Genomic DNA, 21,120 nt, shown 5'->3' with positions numbered 1-21,120 from the left:
TTCCCGGCTTTTGGAAAAACAGACCCTGAGAGAAGCAACGATGAGTGACAGTCTTTATCTCGATGAGGCCCGCGACCCGCTGATCATCGCGGAAGCCTGGATGAAGGACGGCAAGGATGTCGCTGTCGCGACCGTGGTCGAGACCTGGGGTTCGGCGCCGCGCCCGGTCGGCAGCCACCTTGTCATCGATGCCCATGGCAATTTCCACGGCTCTGTTTCGGGCGGTTGCGTCGAGGGCGCTGTCGTGACCGAGGCGGTCGACGTCATCGGCTCCGGCAAAGCCAGGATGCTGGAGTTCGGTGTTGCCGATGAGACCGCCTGGCAAGTCGGCCTGTCCTGCGGCGGCCGCATCAAGGTTTATGTTGAGCGATTGGGCTGACCTCCGATGGATCCTTATGCGCTGAAGACGCTCAATGCCGAGCGGCGCGCCCGCCGCGCGGCGATCCTCGTCACTGATCTCGGTGATGGTCGCGATCGTATCGTGCGGGAGGGCGATCAGGTCGCCGGCGATCTCGGTGCGGCGATCGCCAAGGCGTTTCGATCCGGCAATTCGGGGTCCGTCGAGGCGGAAGGGCGGACCTTCTTCCTCAATGCGCATCTGCCGCGGCCGCGTCTGGTGGTGATCGGCGCCGTGCATATCAGTCAGGCGCTCGCGCCGATGGCACGGATCGCAGGCTATCCCTTGGAGATCATCGATCCGCGCACCGCCTTTGCCACATCGGACCGCTTTCCCGATGTCGCCTTGCATGCCGACTGGCCGCAGGACGTGCTGGAACGCCAGCCGCTCGACGCTTACACCGCGCTCGCCGCCGTTACCCATGACCCGAAGATCGACGATTTCGCGCTGAAGGCGGCACTCGACGCCAACTGTTTCTATGTCGGAGCGCTCGGCAGCCGAAAGACGCATGCCAGGCGCGTCGAGCGCCTGCTGGCGCTGGGCGCGAGTGCGGACCAGATCGCGCGTATCCACGCGCCGATCGGGCTGGACATCGGGGCGGCAAGCCCCGCCGAGATCGCCGTCGCCATTCTCGCGCAGACCATTCTTGCCTTCCGCTCACGCGGCCTCGATGCGAAGGGCGCGGCGGCGTGAAATTCGGTCCGATCCCGATCGACGCGGCCGAAGGGGCGGTGCTGGCGCATGCGACCGCGGCCGGCGAAAAGCGATTTCGCAAGGCGCACAGGCTGAGCGCCGAAGATGTCTCAACGCTCAAGAGGGCAGGTGTTTCGCAGGTCGTTGCGGCCGTGCTGGCGCCGGACGATCTCGGCGAGGACGCCGCGGCGCAAAAAATTGCCGAAAGCATGACCCTCGGCGGCATCGAGGCGAAGCCCGCCGCTACCGGCCGGGTCAATCTCCACGCCAAGGCGGCTGGCATCTTCACCGTCAATGCCGCTGTCATCGATGCGATCAATGCGGTCGATCCCGCTATCACCATCGCCACGCTTGGCCAGCACGCGCCGGTCGAAAAGGGCCAGATGGTCGCGACGGTGAAGATCATCCCCTTCGCGGTCTCTTCCTCGTTGGTGGCCGCCGTGACGGAAATCTGTGCCAGCGGCGAAATTTTTGCCGTCAACGCCTATCGGCCGATGCGTGTCGGCGTCGTCCAGACGGTGCTGCCGGGCACCAAACCAACCGTGCTCGACAAGACGCTACGCGTCACCGAAGCCCGGCTGGCGCGCTCCGGCGGCAGGCTGACGGCGGAGCGCCGTACGCCGCATGAGATCGCCCCTGTCGCCGAGGCTGCCATCGCGCTTGCGCGCGACAACGACATGGTGGTGATCTTCGGGGCTTCCGCCATGAGCGATTTCGCCGACGTCGTTCCGGCGGCGATCGAGAGGGCGGGCGGTACCGTCATCCGCGCGGGCATGCCGGTCGATCCCGGCAATCTGCTGGTGCTCGGCACACTCGGCGGCAAGCGCATCATCGGCGCGCCTGGCTGCGCCCGCAGCCCCAAGGAGAACGGCTTCGACTGGGTGCTCGACCGATTGATTGCCGGCCTGGACGTCACCGCGCGCGACATCGCCGGCATGGGCGTCGGCGGCCTGCTGATGGAGATACCGACGCGGCCGCAGCCGCGCGAGCCGCTGCCGGCCAAAAGTCGGCTCAAGGTCGGGATCGTGCTTCTGGCGGCGGGCCGGTCGAGCCGCATGGGCGGGCCGAACAAGCTGATGGCGCTGTTCGACGGCCAGCCGCTGGTGCGCCGCACCGCCGAACGCGCGCTCGCCTCGAAGGCTTCGGGCACGATCGTCGTCACCGGTCATCAGCGCGAGCGGGTGCGCGCGGCATTGTCGGGCCTCGACGTCACCTTCGCCGACAATCCCGATTTTGCCGATGGTCTGTCGACCTCGCTTAAGGCCGGCACTGCCTATCTGCCCGAAGACGCCGCTGGTGCGATGATCGTTCTGGGAGACATGCCGGGTGTCGCATCCGACGACCTCGACAGGCTTATCGATGCCTTCCGCAGGGCCGGCGGCAACTCGGTGGTCCGTGCCACGCACCAAGGCAAACGCGGCAACCCGGTGCTTTTGCCGCGCTCGTTATTCGCGGCAATCGCCCATCTCGAAGGCGACACCGGCGCTCGCCATCTGGTCGAGGCCGAAGGGCTCGATGTCATCGATGTCGAGATCGGGGAGGGCGCGTCCGTCGATGTCGACACCCGAGAGGCACTGGAAGGCGCAGGCGGCGTGCTGCAGGATTGACAAACAGAAGCGGCATTAGCATGCCTGCGGTATGGCTATTCGTACCGTCGCGTGCCGCGCTTTCGTCACGGCAATGCTTTTCTTGTTTTCCTCGGCCGCCAGTGCCGACACATTGTCCCTGAAACCTTTCAAGGACGATCTCTTCGCCTATCCGGCGACGCTCTCGTCCGACAGCAACGGCGCATACACGGTCCTCGACTACCGCGAGATGCGCGACATCAACCAGCGCGACGAGGTGCCGGAAAAGCGCGTGCATGCCCAGTACACCGACACCGGCGTGCGCAAGGTGCAGCAGGATCTGATGCTGAAGACCGACGCGGGCGATGTCAGGCATGTCGCCGTCGGTAGGACGAAAGGAGCCGCCATCATCGTGCTTTACCTGCACGGGCAGGGCGGCAGCCGCAAGCAAGGCGTCGACGATTTCACCTTCGGCGGCAATTTCAACCGGCTTAAGAACCTGATGGCCGGCAATGGCGGGCTCTATATTTCTCCGGATTTTCCTGATTTCGGCGACAAGGGCGCGGCACTGGTCGCGGCCCTGATCGACCATTATGCCGAACAGTCTCCGGGCGCGAAAATCTTCGTCGCCTGCGGCTCGATGGGCGGCGCGCTGTGCTGGAAACTTGCCGCACGCAGGGATACTGGTGGCCGCGTGAATGGACTGCTGCTGCTCGGATCGCTGTGGGACGAGGGCTTTCTTGCAAGTCCCGCCTTCAAGCGTCGCGTGCCAGTGTTCTTCGGCCAGGGCAGCCACGACGTGGTCTTTCCGGTGGCCAACCAGGAAGCGTTCTTCCGCTCCATCCTTGCCAAATCAAAAAACTATCCGACCCGCTTCGTGCGCTTCGAGACCGGCACGCACGGCACGCCGATCCGCATGGTAGACTGGCGCGGCACGCTCGACTGGATGCTGTCGAAGGCACCATAAGCCTGATGCGCTAGAGGATCTAAGGCGCGGTGTTGTAGTCGACGACCGTCTGCGGGTTCTCCTCGCCGTCATAGGACGCGTCGACGTCATACTGGACCAGCGAGAAATCGCCGTTCCGGAACAGATATGTCCCGGCATCCGAAGCATCGCCGACGCCGCGCCATTTGTTGAACGTGGTGATGGTGTGAGCGTTCTGGTCATAGTCGGAATTGACCGCCCACCCTGTGGTCCGGAAGCCGACCACCGTTACACTCAACAGCTTGCCGTCGCTGTCGTTGTTCTCGTAGCGTATATCGGTCTCCGGCTCGGCGAACTCCAATTGCCTGACACCGTCCACCTCGTCGGTCATGTAGTAGACCGAGCTTTCATTGTAGGCGGCGGCCGAGCAGGAGAAGTGGAACAGCCGGGTCTCCTTGTCAGGATCGTTCGGCTGAGCATTCCAGTCCTTGTATTTGATCGAAAAGACCTCTGGCTCATTGGCCAGGCGGTCCTTGTCGCATTGGTCGCCATAGGTCGCCAGGAAGGCCTTCTTGGCCTGTTCCAGTGCGGTGTCCTTTTTCGGCGGCGGCGGACCGTCGCCGCAGCTTGGCGGCAAAGCCTCCCCGAAGTCGGCTGTGGAGGGCTTCAGCGCTCCCTTGTCGATGAAGATAGGCTGGAACGGCGGCGCCTGGATCTGGGCGTTGACCTGGCGCAGCGTATAGCAGCCGGCGAAAACCTTCGCCTCGCCCTTCTTGTCGGTTGCCTGGATGGCGACCGGGACGTTGTAATAGATGCTGCCCGCCGCGCCCTCGTCCGAAATCGGACCGGTCTTGACCTCCACCTTGTCGGTGCCGTCATAGCCTTTGACGAATGTGTCGAAATCCTTTGCCGGCTTTGTATCACCGAAGTAGCCCCAGGCGCGGGCGAATTCATGCCGGTTGATGGCGCTGTAGAGTGAATGCACGACCGCATCCGCGCTCGACCGATCATCGACGTAAGGCGCTTCGGGCCTATCGGCTGCGGCCAACGCCGCGTGGCCTGTCGTGGCAAGGGAGAGAAGGGCAGTCGCTGCGAAAAGGGCGCGTCTCATCGGGAATCTCCGCTCGATAACGAAGATTCTACCACGGCGATTGCGGCGACGTGGTGACGCCATGCGCCCGCCGCTTGAAGAATCGCGCCTGAGAGCGCTACGTCCTCCCGCCGGCGTTCCTGCCGGACAGGAGATCCGACGTGACGATATCGATGTATGAGGCATCCGTGCCCGTGTTTTCAGCCAGGCTGAAAGCACTTTCCAGTGTGCTGGCTGCAGCCGAACAGAATGCGCTTGACCGCAAGATCGACCCGCAGGTGTTTTTGACGGCGCGGCTGGCGCCCGACATGTTCGCACTTGCCAGGCAGGTGCAGATCGCAACCGACCATGCCAAGGGCGCGCCTTCACGGCTGGCCGGCCGCGAAGTGCCTAAATATGAGGACAATGAAGCAAGCTTCGCCGATCTCGAAGCGAGGCTCGCCAAGACGGTCGCCTACCTGGCGACTTTTTCCGCAGCCGATATCGACGGGTCGGATGACCGGATGATCGAACTAAAGCTGGGGGGCCGGGAAACGACGCTGAGCGGCATGCAATATCTGCTGCATGTGGCCATGCCCAATTTCTATTTCCACCTGACCACCGCCTACGACATCCTGCGCCACAATGGCGTGCCGTTGGGCAAGGCGACATTCCTCGGATCGCGTTGAGAAATCGGACTTTGAGATGTCCCGGGTCGATCCGGGACATCTCGCAACCTGCTTAGCGGATGGACATTTCGCGGGCGATGCGTGGGAAATCGGCGGGCTTGATGCCGATGTCGGCGCGCTCGGCATTGCTCATCGAATAAAGGAGCGCGAGCGCCGCGCGATATCTCAGATGTTCCTGCGGGCGCGGCCGGGCGAACATTTCCGTGAAGAAACCCATAATTCAGGCTCCTGGTTGGTCCTCCACATCAGGCAATATAGATGAATCGTGAAGATTGTGCAGTGCAGCATATGCATGCCTGCCATGTCCGGATGTTTTTTTGAAATTTTTTTGCAGCAAGGTGAAACTCTTGCGCCGCGCCCAACGTAGGCTTCGAAGCTGGTACATGGCCAGTTTTCCTCGCCACTCCTGGCGAATTTCCGGACTGCATGAACATGCAGTCCGGCTTTTGCCTGCGCCTGCGGTAACGATCCCCTGAATGGAAATTAGTTAAGACCGGCGGTATTTATTTTTAACGAGCTGGTTCTATGGTCTGAAACTCGAACTGTCGGGCATGGGGGAGGCTGATATCGCTACCGGCGCCAAGCGGGATTTTGCGTCACTGCTCGACGACCTCTTCGTTGCCACCGACAAGGGCAACGGCGGTGAGGGCGTAGAGACCGGCGCGCGCCCATCCATCCCGTTCGACTATCTCTCGGTCGCCGATGAACTCCATTCCGGCCGCATCAAGGTATCCGCCGCGGAATATCGCGAGGCCGGCGCTGATCTGGCCAGCGAATTTGCCGCCGTGCTTGAACAGGCAAGGCTGGCGCTGGCTGGCGAAGAGCCGAAGCCGGAAGAAACATTGCCGCCAATCGATCCTGAATCGATCGCGGTCGAACTGGGTCTGGAGCAGTCCAAGAGCGCCGCCGACTTCGGCCGCATGCGCCGCAGCTTTGCTTTCGCCAACCATCCCGATCGCGTCGCCCCGCATTTGCGCCAGCGCGCCATGATCCGCATGCAGGTGGCCAACATGCTGATCGACGAGGCCAAGCGCCGCGCCGTGGCCGCCGCACGACGCTAACCCCGCTTTGCTCACGCAAAAGTCGGCCTGGCAAGGCTTGGAGAGCGCTTCCGCTTTTCCTATAAGATGCGAACTCCTCCCCGCGCAGCCGCGCATACATGCCCTCCGGAGCAGAATTCCATGCACAAACGCCGTCTCGGTCGGACCGATCTTCTTGTTACCCAGATCTGCCTTGGTTCGATGACCTGGGGCCAGCAGAACACCGAGGCCGAGGGCCATGCCCAGATGGACCTGGCCTTCTCGCGCGGCGTCAATTTCATCGACACCGCCGAACTCTATCCGATCCCGCCCAAGGCGGAGACGCAAGGACGGACCGAGAAGATCATCGGCAGTTGGATGAAGGCCAAGGGCAACCGCGACAAGGTGATCCTGGCCTCCAAGGTCGTCGGCCGCACGGCCAACAGCTGGTTTCGCGGAGACCGGCCCTCGCAATTGGTGCGGGCCGATATCTTCGATGCCATCGACAAGTCGCTGGCCAAGCTTGGCACGGATTATCTCGACCTTTATCAGATCCATTGGCCGGAGCGGGACATCCCCTGGGGCGCCAACCCGACGCGCGTCGGCGCCGTGGCGCGGCGTGCCGATTCTGTCGGCGCACCGGTCGGTGAAACGCCGATCGCCGAAACGCTCGCGGTGTTCGATGACCTGGTGAAGGCAGGAAAAATCCGCCATTTCGGCCTGTCCAACGAGAGTTCCTGGGGCGTGATGCGCTTCCTTGCAGAGGCCGATAAAGGGATTGGCCCCCGCGTCGCTTCGATCCAGAACGCCTACAATCTCGTCAACCGTACTTTTGAGGTGAACCTCGCCGAAGTCTGCGAGCGCGAAGGGGTGTCGCTGCTTGCCTATTCGCCGTTGGCCCAGGGTTATCTGACCGGCAAATACGATCATGGCGCCCGCCCGCAGGGCTCGCGCTCGCAGCTGTTCAACCGCGGCCAGCGTTACGAGACGCCCAATGCCGCCGAAGCGCAGCTCGAATACAATGAGCTGGCGCGCTCTTTCGGCCTGGAGCCGGCGCTGTTTGCCAATGCCTATGTCTCGAGCCGGTCCTTCGTGACCTCCAACATCATCGGTGCGACAACCATTTCCCAACTGGAGATGGCGCTGTCTTCGGTGGATGTCGTCTGGACTGAAGAAATGCAGAAGGCGGTGGATGCCGTTCACCAGAGGGTCGGCAATCCCTGCCCGTGACCGAGCCCGGAATTGTCGTGTAGCAGCAAAGGGATGGAGACGATGGTGGATTTTTCGATCGAGGCCGTGCGTGGAAAATTCCCCGCTCTCTCACTGACAGACAACGGACGCCGGCGCATCTATCTCGACAATCCTGCCGGCACGCAGGTGCCGCAGGCCGTGGCCGACGCGGTGTCGCGCTGCCTGCTTACGACCAACGCCAATCTCGGCGGTTATTTTGAAACGACGATCGCGGCGCAGCAGGTCGTTGACGAGGCGCACCTGGCGATGGCCGACTTCCTCGGCGCGGCGAGCCCGCACGAGATTGTCATCGGCGCCAACATGACGACGTTGACCTATCATATGTCACGCACGCTCGGCCGCACGATGAAATCAGGCGACGAGATCATTCTCACCCGCATGGATCATGAGGGCAATGTGTCGCCCTGGCTGCAACTGGCCGAGGACCTCGGCCTCGTCGTGCGCTGGCTGCCGTTCGACGAAAGGACCTGGCAGATCGAGGAGGCGACGCTCGCCGGTCTGCTGTCCGGGAAGACAAGGCTGGTGGCATTGAACTACGCCAGCAATCTCACCGGCTCGATCAACCGGGTCAGGTCCTTGACCCAACTTGCAAAACGGGCCGGCGCGCTGGTTTATGTCGATGCGGTGCAATTCGCACCGCATGGGCTGATCGATGTGCAGGAACTCGGCTGCGATTTCCTGATCTGCTCGGCCTATAAATTCTTCGGTCCGCATATGGGTATCTTGTGGGGCCGGCGCGACGTCATCGACGGTCTGCAAGCCTATAAGTGCCGTTGCTCCTCGAACGGCTTGCCCGAGCGGTTCGAACTCGGCACGCCGCAGATCGAACTGATGGCCGGCTTGACCGCCGCGGTCGACTATTTCGCCGAGCTCGGCGCGGCGGCAGGTGAGGGTGGTTCAAGAAGGCAGAAGATCGCCAGGGCGTTCCAGATCTCCATTGCCCATGAAAACCCGCTGGCGCAAAAGCTGATCGATGGCCTGTCCGACATTTCCGGGCTGACGGTCCGAGGCATCACCGATCCGAAACGGCTCGGCGATCGTGTGCCGACCGTCTCCTTCACCGTCGATGGCATTGTCCCCGAAACGATCGTGCGGCAGATGAACGCCGAGAACATCTTCGTGTGGTCGGGCCACAACTATGCCTGGGAGATCGTCCATCAGCTCGGCATTCCGGCCGAGCAAGGCGTCGTGCGCATCGGCATCGCGCATTACAACACCGCGTCCGAAATCGACGAGACGCTGGAAAGCGTGCACCGGGTGATTGCCATGCTCAGGCAGCAACGCCACTGACTTGGGCTTGAACTCTCACCGCGCCTTGCCGCCAAAGCCGGTGAGGAATGCGGTGAGATTGTCGCCGAGCGCGTCGCAGAGATAGCCGCCTTCCTGGACGATGACCGTCGGCAGGCCGAGCCCGGCGATGGCCTCGCCGATGCGCGAGAAGCCCGGCGTCGTCACCGAAAGCCCGCCGAACGGATCGCCCTCGAACGCGTCGAGGCCGAGCGCCACGACCAGCGCATCGGGGGCGAAGGCGCGGATACGCTGGAACGCCACGCCGAGCCCTTCCAGAAACGCCGCATCCGCGGATTTGCGCGGCAGCGGCAGGTTGAAATTATAGCCAAGCCCGGGACCTTCGCCGCGCTCGTCGGCATGGCCCCAGAAGAACGGGTAGAACCGCACCGGATCGGCGTGCAGCGACACCGTCAGCACGTCAGGTCGCGCATAGAAAATGCCTTGCGTCCCGTTGCCGTGATGCAGGTCGACATCGAGGATCGCCACGCGGGCCGCCTGCCTGCGCAGCACTTGCGCCGCCACGGCTGAGTTGTTGATGAAGCAGAAGCCGCCGGCGACATCGGCGAAGGCGTGGTGGCCGGGCGGGCGGCACAGCGCATAGGCGGCCGACGCTCCGGCCATGACGGTTTCGGCGGCCTCGACCGCGCTCCAGGCGCTCCACAGCGCGCTCTGCCATGTCTCGCCCGAGATCGGGCAGGCGGTGTCGGCCATGTGGTAGCCGGCTTGGCCCACTGCTGAGGCCGGATAGGAGCCGTTGCGGGCGATCGGGTGGATGTTGGGAATGACCTCGGCCGACGCCCCTTCGATCCGTTGCCAGCGTTCGAAAATATGTTCGAGGAAGTCGAGATACTCGGGTGTGTGCACCGCCGAGATCGGACCGAGGCCGTGATCGCGCGGTCGCTCGACCGTGCAACCAGCTGATTTTGCGCCGGCTAACAATCTTTCGACGCGCTCCGGCTGTTCAGGGTTGGGCTGCGCCGCGCCACTGGAAAGAAAGGCCCTGGGATCGTGGCGCTTCTGCTCCTGCGCATAGAAGGCCTTCATTGCTGCTCCCCATTTTCCGGCGCGTCGGCGAAGGCGAAAAATGCCTCACCGATGATTTTCTGCGTCTGCTCGTAGCTCGACCAGGCAATGCCCAGCCGTTCGTAAAAGGACTTGGCACCCTCATTGTCGGTGTCGACCGAGAGCCTCAGATACACGCCGCCCTCTTTGCGGCACTCGGCAGCCACGCGTCGCAGCAGGCGTTCGCCGATCTTGCGGCCGCGAAACCGGTCCTCGACATAGAGGTCCTGCACATAGACGCCAGGCCGTCCCATCCAGGTCGAGAAGATCGGGAAATGCAGGCACAGCCCGGCGAATTCGCCGTCGACTTCTGCGATGAGGGTCGAGAAGGCGGGTTTTTCGCCAAAGCCCCAGCTTCTGAGATCGTCCGCCGTCGAGATGATTTCCTCGGGCGCCCCGATATGAGTGCCAAGCTTCAGGATCGCCGCGTGAATGGTTTCGACGTCATCGATGGTGCCGGGGCGAAGGATGATCGCACGCGTGACAGGTACAGTGGCAGGACCGGGCGCTGTCATCTCGTCAAAAAGCCACCCTGTCGCCGCCCTTGAGCGCCAGCATGTCGCGCGCTTCGGCCGGCGTGGCGACCTCCAGCGACAGTCCATCGAGAATGCCACGGATGCGCCGCACCTGGTCGGCGTTGGACTTCGCCAGCTGGCGGCCATCATAGAGGCTGTCCTCCAGTCCGACCCGGACATTGCCGCCCATGGCTGCGGCGATCGAGATCAGCGGCATCTGGTTGCGGCCGGCGGCCAGCACCGAAAACTGGTAGCTGTCGCCGAACAACTTGTCGGCGATGCGCTTCATATGGATGAGGTTGTCCGGGTCGGCGCCGATGCCGCCCAGGATGCCCAGCACGAATTGGATGAACAGCGGCCCCGAAACCAGCCCCCGGTCGCGGAAATGCGCCAGCGAATAGAGATGGCCGACATCGTAGCACTCGAACTCGAAGCGGGTGCCGCAGCCCTTGCCCAGCCGCTCGATCACGCCTTCCATGTCGGCGAAGGTGTTCTTGAAGATAGTGTCGCGGGTGGCTTCGAGCAGCTTCGGTTCCCACTCGTGCTGCCAGTCCCTTGGCTTGTCGAGCATCGGGAACAGCGCGAAATTCATCGAGCCCATATTGAGCGAGCACATTTCGGGCTGAGCCCGAAGCGGCGCCGCCAGCCGCTGGTCCAGCGTCATCAGCGAGGAGCCGCCTGTCGTGATGTTGATCACCGCATCGGTCGCCTGCTTGATGCGCGGCAGGAACTGCATGAACACTTCGGGGTCGGCGGTCGGGCGGCCATCCCGGGGATCGCGGGCGTGCAGATGCAGGATCGAGGCGCCGGCCTCGGCCGCGGCAATAGCGTCCGCGGCGATCTGGTCCGGCGTCACCGGCAGATAGGGCGACATCGACGGCGTGTGTACCGAGCCTGTAACGGCGCAGGTGATGATGACTTTTCGCGGCGCCATTTCCGCTACCCCCGACCTTCGACCGGCAGGTCGAATTCGCCCGCCAGAACCTCAAGCGAGTCGCCGATGATGGAGATGATCTCGCCGACCTGCTCGCCGGTGACGATCATCGGCGGCGCGACCATGAAATTGTCGCCGTCGACGCCGCCCTTGACCCTGCGGCCATAGATGATCAGCCCGCGCTCATAGGCGAGATCGAGCAGGCGCTGCGTGGCTTTCTTGCCCTGCTCGATCGGTTTCAGCGTATCGGGATCGGCGACCATTTCGGCGCCCGTAAGCAGCCCCTTGCCACGCACATCGGCAATGAACGGGAACCGCTTCGCAAGTGCCTTCAATCCGTCCATCAGCACGTCGCCCATGGCAGCCGCATTGGCAATCAGGTCGAGCCGGTCCATTTCGCCCAACACCGCAAGCCCTGCGGCGCAGGCGAGCGGATTGCCGGCATAGGTGTGGCCATGCTGGAAGCCGCCGGAAGCGAGCAGCGGCTCGACCAGTCGCATCGGTGCGGCCAGCGCGCCGAGCGGCGCATAGCCCGACCCCAGGCCCTTCGACAGCGCGACGATGTCAGGCTTGCAGTTCCAGTGGTCGCCGCCGAGGAATTTGCCGGTGCGGCCGGCACCGCTCATCACCTCGTCGTGGATGAGCAGGATGCCGTAGCGATCGCAGATTTCGCGGATGCGCGCATAATAGCTGTCGGGTGCCACCAGGGCCGCGGTTGCAGCACCCCCGATCGGCTCCATGATGAAGGCGACGACGCTTTCGGGATCTTCGGCGAGGATCTTATCCTCCAGCATGTCGGCGTAGCGGACGCCACGCTGCTCCATCGAGAGATTGTCGCGGTCGCGCCAGGCGGTCGGTGCCGGCACGGTCGGCATCACCCGCATCATCGGCGTAAAAGTTTCGGCCAACGCGTCGTCGCCGGTGATCGAAAGCGAACCGAGCGTGCCGCCGTGGTAGGAAGGAAACCGCGTGATCACCTTCCAGCGGCTGGCCTGGCCGGTGGCCACAGCCCATTGCCGCGCCAGCTTGATGCAGGATTCCGTCGCTTCCGAGCCGCCGGACACGAAAAAGATGCGGTCCATGCCTTCCGGCAACTTTCCAGCCAGTTGGCGCGCCAGTTCTTCCGCCGGCTCGTTCTCGAAATGCAGCCGATAAGCGAAGGTGGCGCGGTCCATCTGCCGCTTCATCGCATCGAGCACATTGCGGTTGGAATGGCCGATATTGGCGACCATTGGGCCGCTCGATCCGTCGATGAAACGGCGGCCGTCCTGCGTCCACATGTAAATGCCTTCGGCGCGGTCGATCAGCGGCCGGCGCAGGCTGGAGAGGTAGAACAAATGCGATTGGCGCCGGGCATCAGTGTCTTGAACGGCGGTCTGGGCTTTCGACATGTCAGGACTTTCCGATATAGCGGTCGAGGACATTCTGAGTGACCCGTTCGACCATCGGGTCTTGTCTTAGCAGGCCGGCGACCCATTCGCAGCTTCCGGCATGGAACACCTCGCCCTTGCCGCGCGGGAAGTTGACGATCATGCCATTGCCGCGTTTGACCTTTTCGAGATTGGCGTCGCTTGCCTCGCCAAACAAGGTCTCGGCGGTGAAGCGGCCATCCTCGTCGGTTAGGAACTGGTCCTCGATCGGAATGTCGGCGCTTTCCTCGACCTGGCTAGCCATGCCGACGGCCAGCACTTGCAGGCCGTCAGGCGCGCCGCTGTCTGGCGTGGGGTAGGGCAGCCCGCCACGGATCTCGAAATCGAGCCCGTCGACCTCATAGCCATAGACATGGCTGTCGGCGCCCAGCAGGTCACCATAGTAGATGCCGGTGCCGGCAAAGGCCCAGTGCTCCGGCCGATAGACCGGAAAGCCGCGTACGCCACGTGGCGCGCAGCCACCCCAGCCGGCATAGACGCCCCGTGTCGCATTGAGCCCGAAGGTCGCCGAACCCGGCCGGCCGATTTCCGGTGCTTCCCAGGAATTGGTGGCGCGGGTCACGTCGCCGCCGCGATAGGCCGGGTCCTCGGTGCGGGCGCGATATTTGTAGCAGACCTGCCGGCGGCCCTCATCTTCCAGCCGCGTCTGCCACATGAAATTGCCGGCAAAACGCGCCGCATGGCCGCCGCGTTCGACATAGAAGTCGACCGCGTCGCGCATCTCCCAAGTCCAGTATTCGTCATGGCCGACGAAGACCGCGCAGTCATAACCGTCGAGAATCTCGGGCGAGAAGTGGAGGTCATGCTGACTGGCGAGGTCGACGCCGTAGCCTGATCGTTCGGCGAAGCGAAAAAAATGACTGTCGTAGCTGGCCCAGCCCGACGAGGCGTATTTCTTCGAATGGCCGGTGGCGAGCGCCCATTCCATGTGCGGATAACGCGGCACGGTCTTCGGCGGCACCGCCACCTCCAACGGCACGCGCGGTGCATCCCCGGGCAACACGACGAAGCCGCGGCACCAGGGGCGCTGCGTTGACACGATGGGCGAGTACTGGTCGCGGTCGGGCCCGGTGATGCCCTGATAATGGTTGGAGCCGCCCCAGGTGTTGTAGGCAAGCCAGGTGCCCGTCGCCGCCACCTGCAGCACACGGCCAGGTTTCTTGCCGGGCTGGGGAGAGACGATGAAAATGTGGTGACTTTGGATCGGCTTGCCGTCGCGTCCGTCGGCGGTCAGCGTTATCAGGTAGGCGCCGGAGGGCCAGTCGCTCTCCACGCGAAATTCGAAGGAGGCTTCCCAGCCGCAGCCTTCGACCGAGCATTGCTCCGGACTCTCCTGCCAGCGCGCCGCAATGTCCGATTTCTCGAATACTCTCGTTTCGGTGCCGCCATCGCGGATGATCCTCATGCCGAAGGACGGAGCGGTCGAGCTGACATGCAGCGTAACTGTCTCGCCGGCGCGATAGGAAAACCGGTCGCTGTAGCACCAGATTTCGCCGCGCTCGCCATCCATGCCCGGCCACTCGTAATAGTGGCCGCGCACCGCGTGGCGGCGCTGCTCGGCTGTCAGCCCGAAATCGGGAAATTCGGTCGGCGGATTGATCATGAAGCCCTGGCCCATCTGAGGCGCCATTTCGGCGATCCGCCCGCCAGGCGTCAAATGGAAACGATCATGCCAGCATTCGTTAGCCGCACCCTTGGCCGCCTTCGCCAAACCGACTATCTCAGGAAGACGGCGGCAGTTCCGCCATGGGGACAGGGCATGCTCAGGGTTCAACAGGTCAAGGTCGACGACATCTACGTGCCCACGGCGCGGAAGAAGACGCTGCACCCCGAGACCGTCCGGCATCTGGCCGAGGACATACTCGAGAACGGCATGAAGACGCCGATCCAGGTCCGCCACGATGGCAAGCGGCACATACTTGTCGAAGGCCTGCACCGGCTCGAAGCCGCCAAATGGCTGGGCGAGACCGTAATCGACGCCTACCTGGTGCAAGCCAAGCGCCACTGACACGCGCTCCGCTCGCGGTTTTCAGCCTGCGTTTCCAGAATTTTTCGCGGGCGATGTCGGTTTGCTTTACGTCGGCTCGTCCTTGGGACGGAAGCCAGATCAAACCGAGGAGACCACCGTGGCCACCAAGCTCGACATCGCCCCCGCCGACGACCGTGAACTGGTTCTCGCCCGCATCATCGATGCACCGCGCGGGGACGTCTATCGCTGCTGGACCGAACCGAAATTGATCACGCAATGGTTCGCGCCAAAGCCGTGGACGACGCCACGTGCCGAGATGGATGTGCGCACCGGTGGCAACAGCCTGGTCGTCATGGCAGGGCCCGACGGCAACGAGTTCCCCAACCCCGGCGTCTTCCTCGAGGTCGTTCCCGGCGAGAAGATCGTCTTGACCGATGCTTATACCCAGTCATGGGTGCCATCGGAAAAACCGTTCATGACAGTCGTACTGACCTTCGAGGACGAGGGCGAGGGCAAGACCCGCTACATCGCGCGCGTCCGGCACTGGAGCGTCGCCGACCGCGAGCAGCACGAGGCCATGGGCTTTCACGCCGGTTGGGGCCAGTGCGCCGATCAGCTCGAAGATCTCGCCAGGACGCTCTGACAGAGCCACACCGGAGGAGTTCGATATGTCCAAAGTTCTGATTTTTGCCATTTTTGCCTCGGCCGCTGCGTTTCTCGCTTGCCTGGGCACCATCAATGCAGAGGAGACAAAGCCTGCCATGACGACCGAAACGAAAACACTGCCGAAGCGACAAAAGTCCGGCCTGCTGCCGATCAATGGCGTGAATTACTATTACGCCGTCTATGGCAAGGGTGAGCCGCTGCTTCTGCTGCATGGCGGCCTCGGCTCCACCGACATGTTCGCGCCGATCCTCCCCAAGCTTGCCGAAAACCGCACCGTCATCGGCGTCGACCTGCAGGGGCATGGCCGCACCGCCCTTGGCGACCGGCCATTCAGCCTGCAGGCGATCGGCGACGACATGGCTGGTATCGTCAATACACTCGGCTACGACAAGGTCGACGTTATGGGCTATTCGCTGGGCGGCGGCGTTGCCTTCCGCATGGCGGTCCAGCATCCCGAGGCCGTGCGCCGGCTGGTCCTTGTTTCGACCGGTTATGCCGCCGACGGCTTCTACGACGAGATGCGTCCGCAGCAGGCACAGGTGAGTGCCGCCGCCGCGACGTACATGAAAGACACGCCGATGTACAAATCCTACGTCGCCGTCGCCCCGCATCCGGAGGACTTCCCGAAACTGCTCGACGCGCTCGGCAATTTCATGCGCCAGAACTACGACTTCTCGGCCGACGTTCCCAAGCTGAAGATGCCCGTGATGCTCGCCTATGGCGACAGCGACATGTACAAGCCCGAGCACGAGATCAAGTTCTACCAGATGCTCGGCGGCGGCCTGAAGGATGCCGGCTGGATGCGCGAGAACCTGTCGCGGAACCGGCTGGCCATCCTGCCCAACCGCACCCACTACGATGTCTTCTTCGCTCCGGAACTGACGGCCGCCGCACTGCCGTTCCTCGATGGCGAGACCAGGGTGAAGAGCTGGGACGAGGTGGTCGGCGAAGCCGAATGACCCCTGCCATCTCCGCCGGCCGTCTCCTGCGAGACAGCCGGCGTGCTGTTCAGGAAGCCTTGGCCCGGCGCGGCTGCCTCAGATGCTTGATGCCGCTCATTTCGACGAAGTTCGTCGCTGACTCCCAGAGATAGTCGCCGTAAAGAAACGGCGCGAAGGGTTCGGCGCCGTCCAGCGGTAAAGGCGAGATTTCCGCGTCGACGCGTGGCTCGTGGAAGAACGGGATCGAGAACCGCACCGTTTTTGGCGCAATAACCCGGTGCCGTGTCGCCCGCACGCGGCCGCCGGTCCAGCGTTCCAGCAATTGGCCGAAATTGACCGCCAGCGTGCCATCGGCTGGAGGCACGTCGATCCATTCGCCGGCGAGGTTCTTCGCCTGCAAGCCCTCGACGCCGTCCTGCGCCAGCAAGGTGACGAAGCCTGAATCGGCATGTTCGCGGCCTATGATGGTGCGCGTCTCGCCTTTGTGGGTCACCGAAAACTCGGGCCCACTGGTATCGACGCCCGCACTGGCGTCGCGCAGCGGATAGCGGATCAGGCGCAGCGTCGAGATGCCACCGTCGAAATAGGCATCGAAGGTCATCTCGGGCAGGCCAAGCCCGCGGGCGATCGACCGCATCAGCATGGTGCCGACCGTTCCCATCACGCGATAGTAGTCGGCTGCCGCAGCGCGCCAGCCGGGCAGGGCATTCTCGTCCGGCAACGGTGTGGGCTCGCACAAAGGATCGTCGGAAGCCGTGACTCGCGCCGCATCGGCAAGGTCCGGCCCCATGTCGATACCTTCCTTGTAGGAAACGGCTTGCGGCTGCAGCGGAAACCAGCCGCGGTAGAAATTTTTCTTGGTGTGATCGAAATTCCAGCGCAGCAATTCCTGCTTCTCGGCGTCAGGAAGCGCGAAGATGCGCAGCAATTGCGCGCGCTTGTCGGGCGTCAGCCAGTCATCGCCGGGAAAATCCCGGACCGCCAGGAAGCCGATGCCGGCCGCCGCGGCCATGATCCCAGCGTCGGCACGGTCGCGCGCGGACGAGGGCGACCCGAACAGGGCCGCGATGCCGATCGTTTCGATGTCGGGTGTCATGACAATCCTGCTGCATCACGATAATCGATGACCTTGTATCAAAGCTTTTCAATTGACCCAATCGGCCTCACCGTTACTTTTGCCGCCTGTTCACTCCACCAATGGATCCAGGCGATGGCAAAATACGAGGGCGGATGCCTGTGCAGGGCCGTGCGCTATCGCACCGATGCCGCGCCCATCAACGAGCGCATCTGCCATTGCCGGCTTTGCCAGAAGGCGATCGGCGCGGCGTTCAATGCGCGTGTTCTTTTCCGCATCGACGATGTGACGGTCGAGGGCCCGTTGGCCACGGTCAACACCTCGCCGGACCTCAAGCGCGGGTTTTGTCCGGCCTGCGGCACGACGCTGTTTTCGCGGCGCGATTCCGTCGGCATCATCGGCGTGACGACCGGTTCGCTTGACGACCCGTCGCTGTTCAGGCCCCAGATGCACATCTGGACCGTCTCGAAACAGCCCTGGGTGATGCTGGATGACGGCCTGCCGCAATTTGAAGGCGCTCCGCCGGCCTAGCTTCCTTCTTCCCCGCGAAGGGAAAGGACGTGCCCCAGGATGACCAAAAATTAATCCAAAGAGACACGTGATAGCCGGCAAAGCGTCATTGGCGGGCCATCTTTGTCTCCCTATCTAAGCGTCGCGGGCCCGGCATTCGAGGAGACGACGGATGAACGACAGCATCAGCACCCTGGACGAGCTTTTGAGCGATCCTATGGTCCTGCTCGTGATGGAACGTGACCGTGTGCGCCCGGAACAGGTGCGCATGCTGCTCGAGCGGGCTCGCCGGCCCTCCACGGAGGAGCCTGTCGTGCCGGCCGCCCATGTTATTGCCAGGACCTGCCAGAAACTTTGGCTCTGCCCATAATCGTCTTGCCAACCTCCAGCCATGGGAGCATCGCCGGCCCTTCGGGCCGGTTTGAACCGTGCGCGTCCGACGCGGCGGTGCCAGCTTACAAATCCGTAAATTGATTATCCGCCGCATGACGGTATGCCTTGCCGGGGCACCGATCTCCTCCGATGGTGCCTTCGCAACTCCGATCTCTCCCGGATGGAACCCGACATGGCTGATATCTGCACGCAAGGCGTCGACACGGGCTTTGTCGGCCTTGGATTTGCCAAGGTCGCATTCCTCGGCCTGGTGCAAGGCATAACCGAACTGCTGCCGATTTCCTCGACCGCCCATATGCGCATCGTGCCGGCGGTGCTTGGCTGGCAGGATCCGGGTTCCGCCTTCTCCGCCGCCATGCAGCTTGCCGCCCTTGCCGCCGTGGTCAGCTATTTCTGGGGCGATGTCAGGGATCTCCTGTTCGGTTCGATCGACGCTCTCACACGGCGCGATTTCGCCGATCGGCATTTCCAACTGGCTTCCTGGATCGTGCTGGCGACAATCCCGATTGTGATCGCCGGCGTGGCACTTTCGGGTGTTCTCAACACCTGCAATTCGCCGTTGCGCAGCTTGAGCGTGATTGGCTGGGCCTGCATAGGCATGGCTATCCTGCTGGCCCTGGCCGAGATTTTCGCCCGCCACAAGCGCACCATCGGCGAAGCGTCGCTCGCCGACGCGCTTCTTGTCGGTGTCGCCCAGGTCGGCGCGCTGATCCCGGGCGTCTCTCGCTCCGGTTCGACGCTGACGGCGGCACTGGGGCTCGGCTTCAAGCGGGCCGAGGCGGCACGCTTCTCGTTCCTGCTCGGGCTGCCGGCCATCGCGCTCGCCGGCCTCAAGGAATTGTGGGAACTGCACAAGGTGCATCTCGATGCCCATGGATGGTCGGTTCTTGGCCTGGGGCTGCTCGTCGCCTCGATTTCGGCCTTCTTCGCCATTTGGGGCCTGATGCGTGTGCTGGAACGCTTCTCCGCCTGGCCCTTTGTCATCTACCGTGGCCTGCTTGGCGTCGTCCTGCTGCTGGGGGTGGCGATGGGATGGCTCGCCTAGCTCCCTAGCCCGAACCTCGGTGTTGCGCTGCTGCAACCCTCGAAGGGGCATGCGGCGTCCCTCCAAGATGTGATCGGCCGGTTTGGTTGACTTCGGGATACAACCGCCCTTAACGTTCTGTTAACAAAACAGATGGGCGGGGCCGGATGGCATCCTCGATGGGTTGGCGCCGGAAGGCGAAGGGGCTGGGGCTTGCGATTGCCCTGATTGCTTTCTGTTCGGCGGCGAATTCCGCTTACACGGCTCCCGTTTCCATGGCTATCGGCGGCTCGACGTCCCAGCCGATTGGCCACTATGATTTTTGCAAGATTCATGCCGCCGAGTGCTCGATCCGTTCATCCGACAGCGAGCCGGAACAGATGACTGGCAAGCTGTTGCGGGAGATCAGCGCCGTAAACCTCTCGGTCAACGCGCGCGTCAAGCCGATGAGCGACATGGACAATTACGGCAAGGAGGAATGGTGGGCCTATCCGGACAATGGCTTCGGCGATTGCGAGGATTACGCGCTGGAAAAGCGGCGTGAGCTCAACAGCCTGGGCATCGCCATAGCCAATCTCCTGATGACGGTGGTTCGCAAGCCGGACGGCGAAGGCCATGCCGTGCTGACGGTGCGCACCGACAAGGGCGACTTCATCCTCGACAATCTCGTCGACAAGGTTCGCCTCTGGAACCAGACCCCGTATCGCTATCTCAAAAGACAGGCGAGCGACAATACCGGGCGCTGGGTCTCCATTCTTGCCGGCGAGGAGAAGCTGGTCAGCGCGGTCAAATAATCGCTGCCCGAAGTCCGGGTTATAATCCATACTTCTTTCAGCAAATCCTTCATCGTGCCGGCAAGCGGTGCTATCCACGACAGTTCGTTGGAATGGCAATCCGGAACGCGCATGGATTTTTTGACCGTCCTTTATTCGGCGCCCTTGCTGCTGAGCTTGTTCAAGGCCGCGTTGCCGTACGCGGTCGCCACGACAGCGGCATTCGGCCAGTGGTTCGCTTCGGTGCCGCCGTGCCGCGACGTCTCCTTCGAGGCTACGAGCTTCCTCGTCTGCGAGGTCGATCCGAAGCTCTATTCGATCGAACTGTTCTGGAAAGACCCGGCAGGCAAGCCTTTTCAGTCGCTGCACAATCTCGACAACGCCCAGCGCATGGCGGGCCGGACCATGCTGTTTGCCATCAATGCCGGCATGTACCACCCCGATCTCAGGCCGGTCGGCCTTTACGTCGAACGCGGCCAGGAAATGGCCGGTGTGAAAACGGGATCGGGAAGCGGCAATTTTTCGCTGCAGCCGAATGGCATTTTCTATATCAGCCGCGGCAAGGCCGTGGTGCGGGCGACCAAGGACTTCGTCAGGCAGCGGCCAGCCACCGACTATGCGACACAATCAGGGCCAATGCTGGTAATCGACGGCCAGCTTCACCCGAAATTCCAGGCCGACGGCACCTCGCGCAAGAGCCGCGACGGCGTCGGAGTGCGAAAGGACGGTGTTGCCGTCTTTGCCATCTCGAACGGCACGGTGACGTTCCATGCCTTCGCCCGCCTGTTTCGCGACGCGCTCGGCTGCGACAACGCGCTCTTTCTCGACGGCACGATATCGAGCCTGCTCGCTCCGGCCATCGGTCGCAACGACGACTACTGGAATCTGGGGCCGATGATCGGCGTCTTCAGGAAGCGCGGCGGCTGATGC

At 63.0% G+C, this 21,120-nt stretch carries 24 protein-coding genes; 16 read left to right on the top strand and 8 right to left on the bottom strand.

Going from position 1 to position 21,120, the window contains the following annotated elements; translation table 11 throughout:
* Positions 1-40 precede the first annotated feature (40 nt).
* From LB557_RS01600 to LB557_RS01585, 4 genes are all read left to right on the top strand, one after another.
* Positions 41-379, top strand: a complete 339-nt coding sequence (locus tag LB557_RS01600) for an XdhC family protein (protein WP_140823611.1) — start codon at positions 41-43, stop codon at positions 377-379.
* 6 nt (positions 380-385) lie between these two features.
* Positions 386-1,090, top strand: a complete 705-nt coding sequence (locus LB557_RS01595; RefSeq protein WP_140717416.1) for an XdhC family protein — start codon at positions 386-388, stop codon at positions 1,088-1,090.
* Positions 1,087-2,697, top strand: coding sequence for an NTP transferase domain-containing protein (locus LB557_RS01590; RefSeq protein ID WP_224531150.1), 1,611 nt, complete (start codon positions 1,087-1,089; stop codon positions 2,695-2,697). The genes LB557_RS01595 and LB557_RS01590 overlap by 4 nt, the downstream gene beginning before the upstream one ends.
* 73 nt (positions 2,698-2,770) lie before the next feature.
* Positions 2,771-3,622, top strand: a complete 852-nt coding sequence (locus LB557_RS01585; protein WP_411970518.1) for an alpha/beta hydrolase — start codon at positions 2,771-2,773, stop codon at positions 3,620-3,622.
* A 19-nt stretch (positions 3,623-3,641) separates the two neighbouring features.
* Here the strand turns inward: LB557_RS01585 and LB557_RS01580 are convergent, their stop codons facing one another.
* Positions 3,642-4,691 carry a DUF1176 domain-containing protein gene (locus tag LB557_RS01580; RefSeq protein WP_224643316.1) on the bottom strand — a complete coding sequence of 350 codons (1,050 nt, stop codon included), beginning with the start codon at positions 4,689-4,691 and terminating at the stop codon, positions 3,642-3,644.
* Positions 4,692-4,831: 140 nt separating this feature from the next.
* Between LB557_RS01580 and LB557_RS01575 the strand changes: the two genes are divergently transcribed.
* Positions 4,832-5,338 (top strand): DUF1993 family protein, encoded by a 507-nt coding sequence (locus tag LB557_RS01575; RefSeq protein ID WP_015318115.1) that lies wholly within the window; start codon positions 4,832-4,834, stop codon positions 5,336-5,338.
* A 52-nt stretch (positions 5,339-5,390) separates the two neighbouring features.
* On the opposite strand, the gene LB557_RS01570 is transcribed toward LB557_RS01575, so the two are convergent.
* The gene (locus LB557_RS01570) at positions 5,391-5,555 is read right to left on the bottom strand and encodes a hypothetical protein (protein WP_015318114.1); all 165 of its coding nucleotides are present in this window, start codon (positions 5,553-5,555) and stop codon (positions 5,391-5,393) included.
* A 334-nt stretch (positions 5,556-5,889) separates the two neighbouring features.
* On the opposite strand from LB557_RS01570, the gene LB557_RS01565 reads away from it, so the two are divergent.
* The 3 genes from LB557_RS01565 to LB557_RS01555 all read left to right on the top strand — a co-directional run bounded on the left by LB557_RS01565 (position 5,890) and on the right by LB557_RS01555 (position 8,898).
* On the top strand, positions 5,890-6,399 hold the full coding sequence (locus LB557_RS01565; RefSeq protein ID WP_015318113.1) for a hypothetical protein: 510 nt from the start codon (positions 5,890-5,892) through the stop codon (positions 6,397-6,399).
* A 120-nt stretch (positions 6,400-6,519) separates the two neighbouring features.
* The gene (locus tag LB557_RS01560) at positions 6,520-7,587 is read left to right on the top strand and encodes an aldo/keto reductase (RefSeq protein WP_140616974.1); all 1,068 of its coding nucleotides are present in this window, start codon (positions 6,520-6,522) and stop codon (positions 7,585-7,587) included.
* Positions 7,588-7,629: 42 nt separating this feature from the next.
* Complete coding sequence (locus tag LB557_RS01555; RefSeq protein WP_224643315.1) at positions 7,630-8,898, top strand: cysteine desulfurase-like protein; 1,269 nt, start codon at positions 7,630-7,632, stop codon at positions 8,896-8,898.
* 15 nt (positions 8,899-8,913) lie between these two features.
* Here the strand turns inward: LB557_RS01555 and LB557_RS01550 are convergent, their stop codons facing one another.
* Genes LB557_RS01550 through LB557_RS01530 form a run of 5 tightly spaced genes read right to left on the bottom strand, consistent with a single transcriptional unit; the run spans position 8,914 to position 14,442 of the window.
* Positions 8,914-9,942 carry a histone deacetylase family protein gene (locus tag LB557_RS01550; protein WP_224712998.1) on the bottom strand — a complete coding sequence of 343 codons (1,029 nt, stop codon included), beginning with the start codon at positions 9,940-9,942 and terminating at the stop codon, positions 8,914-8,916.
* Positions 9,939-10,475, bottom strand: coding sequence for a GNAT family N-acetyltransferase (locus LB557_RS01545; RefSeq protein WP_140662047.1), 537 nt, complete (start codon positions 10,473-10,475; stop codon positions 9,939-9,941). Before LB557_RS01545 ends, LB557_RS01550 begins: the two co-directional genes overlap by 4 nt.
* 4 nt (positions 10,476-10,479) lie before the next feature.
* Complete coding sequence (locus LB557_RS01540; RefSeq protein WP_224643701.1) at positions 10,480-11,409, bottom strand: 3-keto-5-aminohexanoate cleavage protein; 930 nt, start codon at positions 11,407-11,409, stop codon at positions 10,480-10,482.
* A gap of 5 nt (positions 11,410-11,414) precedes the next feature.
* Positions 11,415-12,800, bottom strand: coding sequence for an aspartate aminotransferase family protein (locus LB557_RS01535; RefSeq protein WP_224643700.1), 1,386 nt, complete (start codon positions 12,798-12,800; stop codon positions 11,415-11,417).
* A gap of 1 nt (position 12,801) precedes the next feature.
* Positions 12,802-14,442 (bottom strand): N,N-dimethylformamidase beta subunit family domain-containing protein, encoded by a 1,641-nt coding sequence (locus LB557_RS01530; protein WP_140720995.1) that lies wholly within the window; start codon positions 14,440-14,442, stop codon positions 12,802-12,804.
* A gap of 156 nt (positions 14,443-14,598) precedes the next feature.
* On the opposite strand from LB557_RS01530, the gene LB557_RS01525 reads away from it, so the two are divergent.
* From LB557_RS01525 to LB557_RS01515, 3 genes are all read left to right on the top strand, one after another.
* A complete protein-coding gene (locus LB557_RS01525) occupies positions 14,599-14,847 on the top strand; it encodes a ParB N-terminal domain-containing protein (protein ID WP_140617245.1) in 249 nt (82 codons plus the stop codon).
* A gap of 118 nt (positions 14,848-14,965) precedes the next feature.
* Positions 14,966-15,451 (top strand): SRPBCC family protein, encoded by a 486-nt coding sequence (locus tag LB557_RS01520; RefSeq protein ID WP_224643699.1) that lies wholly within the window; start codon positions 14,966-14,968, stop codon positions 15,449-15,451.
* Between the two features lie 25 nt (positions 15,452-15,476).
* Entirely contained in the window at positions 15,477-16,433 is a 957-nt protein-coding gene (locus tag LB557_RS01515; protein WP_224643698.1) for an alpha/beta fold hydrolase, read from the top strand.
* Between the two features lie 49 nt (positions 16,434-16,482).
* Here the strand turns inward: LB557_RS01515 and LB557_RS01510 are convergent, their stop codons facing one another.
* Positions 16,483-17,511 carry an isopenicillin N synthase family dioxygenase gene (locus LB557_RS01510; protein ID WP_224643697.1) on the bottom strand — a complete coding sequence of 343 codons (1,029 nt, stop codon included), beginning with the start codon at positions 17,509-17,511 and terminating at the stop codon, positions 16,483-16,485.
* A gap of 114 nt (positions 17,512-17,625) precedes the next feature.
* On the opposite strand from LB557_RS01510, the gene LB557_RS01505 reads away from it, so the two are divergent.
* The 5 genes from LB557_RS01505 (at position 17,626) to LB557_RS01485 (ending at position 21,117) form a co-directional block, all read left to right on the top strand.
* Positions 17,626-18,021 carry a GFA family protein gene (locus tag LB557_RS01505; RefSeq protein WP_224643696.1) on the top strand — a complete coding sequence of 132 codons (396 nt, stop codon included), beginning with the start codon at positions 17,626-17,628 and terminating at the stop codon, positions 18,019-18,021.
* Positions 18,022-18,172: 151 nt separating this feature from the next.
* On the top strand, positions 18,173-18,370 hold the full coding sequence (locus tag LB557_RS01500; protein ID WP_224643695.1) for a hypothetical protein: 198 nt from the start codon (positions 18,173-18,175) through the stop codon (positions 18,368-18,370).
* A gap of 195 nt (positions 18,371-18,565) precedes the next feature.
* The gene (locus tag LB557_RS01495) at positions 18,566-19,438 is read left to right on the top strand and encodes an undecaprenyl-diphosphate phosphatase (protein ID WP_224643694.1); all 873 of its coding nucleotides are present in this window, start codon (positions 18,566-18,568) and stop codon (positions 19,436-19,438) included.
* Between the two features lie 146 nt (positions 19,439-19,584).
* Positions 19,585-20,211 (top strand): transglutaminase-like cysteine peptidase, encoded by a 627-nt coding sequence (locus LB557_RS01490; RefSeq protein ID WP_015318098.1) that lies wholly within the window; start codon positions 19,585-19,587, stop codon positions 20,209-20,211.
* Positions 20,212-20,322: 111 nt separating this feature from the next.
* On the top strand, positions 20,323-21,117 hold the full coding sequence (locus tag LB557_RS01485) for a phosphodiester glycosidase family protein (RefSeq protein ID WP_140787491.1): 795 nt from the start codon (positions 20,323-20,325) through the stop codon (positions 21,115-21,117).
* The last annotated feature ends 3 nt before the right edge of the window (positions 21,118-21,120 follow it).

Origin of the sequence: Mesorhizobium sp. BR115XR7A (assembly GCF_020165315.1) — a bacterium.
Taxonomy (GTDB): Bacteria; Pseudomonadota; Alphaproteobacteria; order Rhizobiales; family Rhizobiaceae; genus Mesorhizobium; species Mesorhizobium australicum.
This window is presented reverse-complemented; position numbering and strand designations above follow the sequence as displayed.

Coding starts and splice junctions, on each gene's coding strand:
- LB557_RS01530 (WP_140720995.1), bottom strand. CDS start 14,442: ATGATCAATCCGCCGACCGAATTTCCCGATTTCGGGCTGACAGCCGAG.
- LB557_RS01595 (WP_140717416.1), top strand. CDS start 386: ATGGATCCTTATGCGCTGAAGACGCTCAATGCCGAGCGGCGCGCCCGC.
- LB557_RS01540 (WP_224643701.1), bottom strand. CDS start 11,409: ATGGCGCCGCGAAAAGTCATCATCACCTGCGCCGTTACAGGCTCGGTA.
- LB557_RS01560 (WP_140616974.1), top strand. CDS start 6,520: ATGCACAAACGCCGTCTCGGTCGGACCGATCTTCTTGTTACCCAGATC.
- LB557_RS01495 (WP_224643694.1), top strand. CDS start 18,566: ATGGCTGATATCTGCACGCAAGGCGTCGACACGGGCTTTGTCGGCCTT.
- LB557_RS01515 (WP_224643698.1), top strand. CDS start 15,477: ATGTCCAAAGTTCTGATTTTTGCCATTTTTGCCTCGGCCGCTGCGTTT.
- LB557_RS01570 (WP_015318114.1), bottom strand. CDS start 5,555: ATGGGTTTCTTCACGGAAATGTTCGCCCGGCCGCGCCCGCAGGAACAT.
- LB557_RS01500 (WP_224643695.1), top strand. CDS start 18,173: ATGAACGACAGCATCAGCACCCTGGACGAGCTTTTGAGCGATCCTATG.
- LB557_RS01555 (WP_224643315.1), top strand. CDS start 7,630: ATGGTGGATTTTTCGATCGAGGCCGTGCGTGGAAAATTCCCCGCTCTC.
- LB557_RS01565 (WP_015318113.1), top strand. CDS start 5,890: ATGGGGGAGGCTGATATCGCTACCGGCGCCAAGCGGGATTTTGCGTCA.
- LB557_RS01505 (WP_224643696.1), top strand. CDS start 17,626: ATGGCAAAATACGAGGGCGGATGCCTGTGCAGGGCCGTGCGCTATCGC.
- LB557_RS01585 (WP_411970518.1), top strand. CDS start 2,771: ATGCTTTTCTTGTTTTCCTCGGCCGCCAGTGCCGACACATTGTCCCTG.
- LB557_RS01600 (WP_140823611.1), top strand. CDS start 41: ATGAGTGACAGTCTTTATCTCGATGAGGCCCGCGACCCGCTGATCATC.
- LB557_RS01545 (WP_140662047.1), bottom strand. CDS start 10,475: ATGACAGCGCCCGGTCCTGCCACTGTACCTGTCACGCGTGCGATCATC.
- LB557_RS01550 (WP_224712998.1), bottom strand. CDS start 9,942: ATGAAGGCCTTCTATGCGCAGGAGCAGAAGCGCCACGATCCCAGGGCC.
- LB557_RS01490 (WP_015318098.1), top strand. CDS start 19,585: ATGGCATCCTCGATGGGTTGGCGCCGGAAGGCGAAGGGGCTGGGGCTT.
- LB557_RS01485 (WP_140787491.1), top strand. CDS start 20,323: ATGGATTTTTTGACCGTCCTTTATTCGGCGCCCTTGCTGCTGAGCTTG.
- LB557_RS01510 (WP_224643697.1), bottom strand. CDS start 17,511: ATGACACCCGACATCGAAACGATCGGCATCGCGGCCCTGTTCGGGTCG.
- LB557_RS01535 (WP_224643700.1), bottom strand. CDS start 12,800: ATGTCGAAAGCCCAGACCGCCGTTCAAGACACTGATGCCCGGCGCCAA.
- LB557_RS01580 (WP_224643316.1), bottom strand. CDS start 4,691: ATGAGACGCGCCCTTTTCGCAGCGACTGCCCTTCTCTCCCTTGCCACG.
- LB557_RS01525 (WP_140617245.1), top strand. CDS start 14,599: ATGCTCAGGGTTCAACAGGTCAAGGTCGACGACATCTACGTGCCCACG.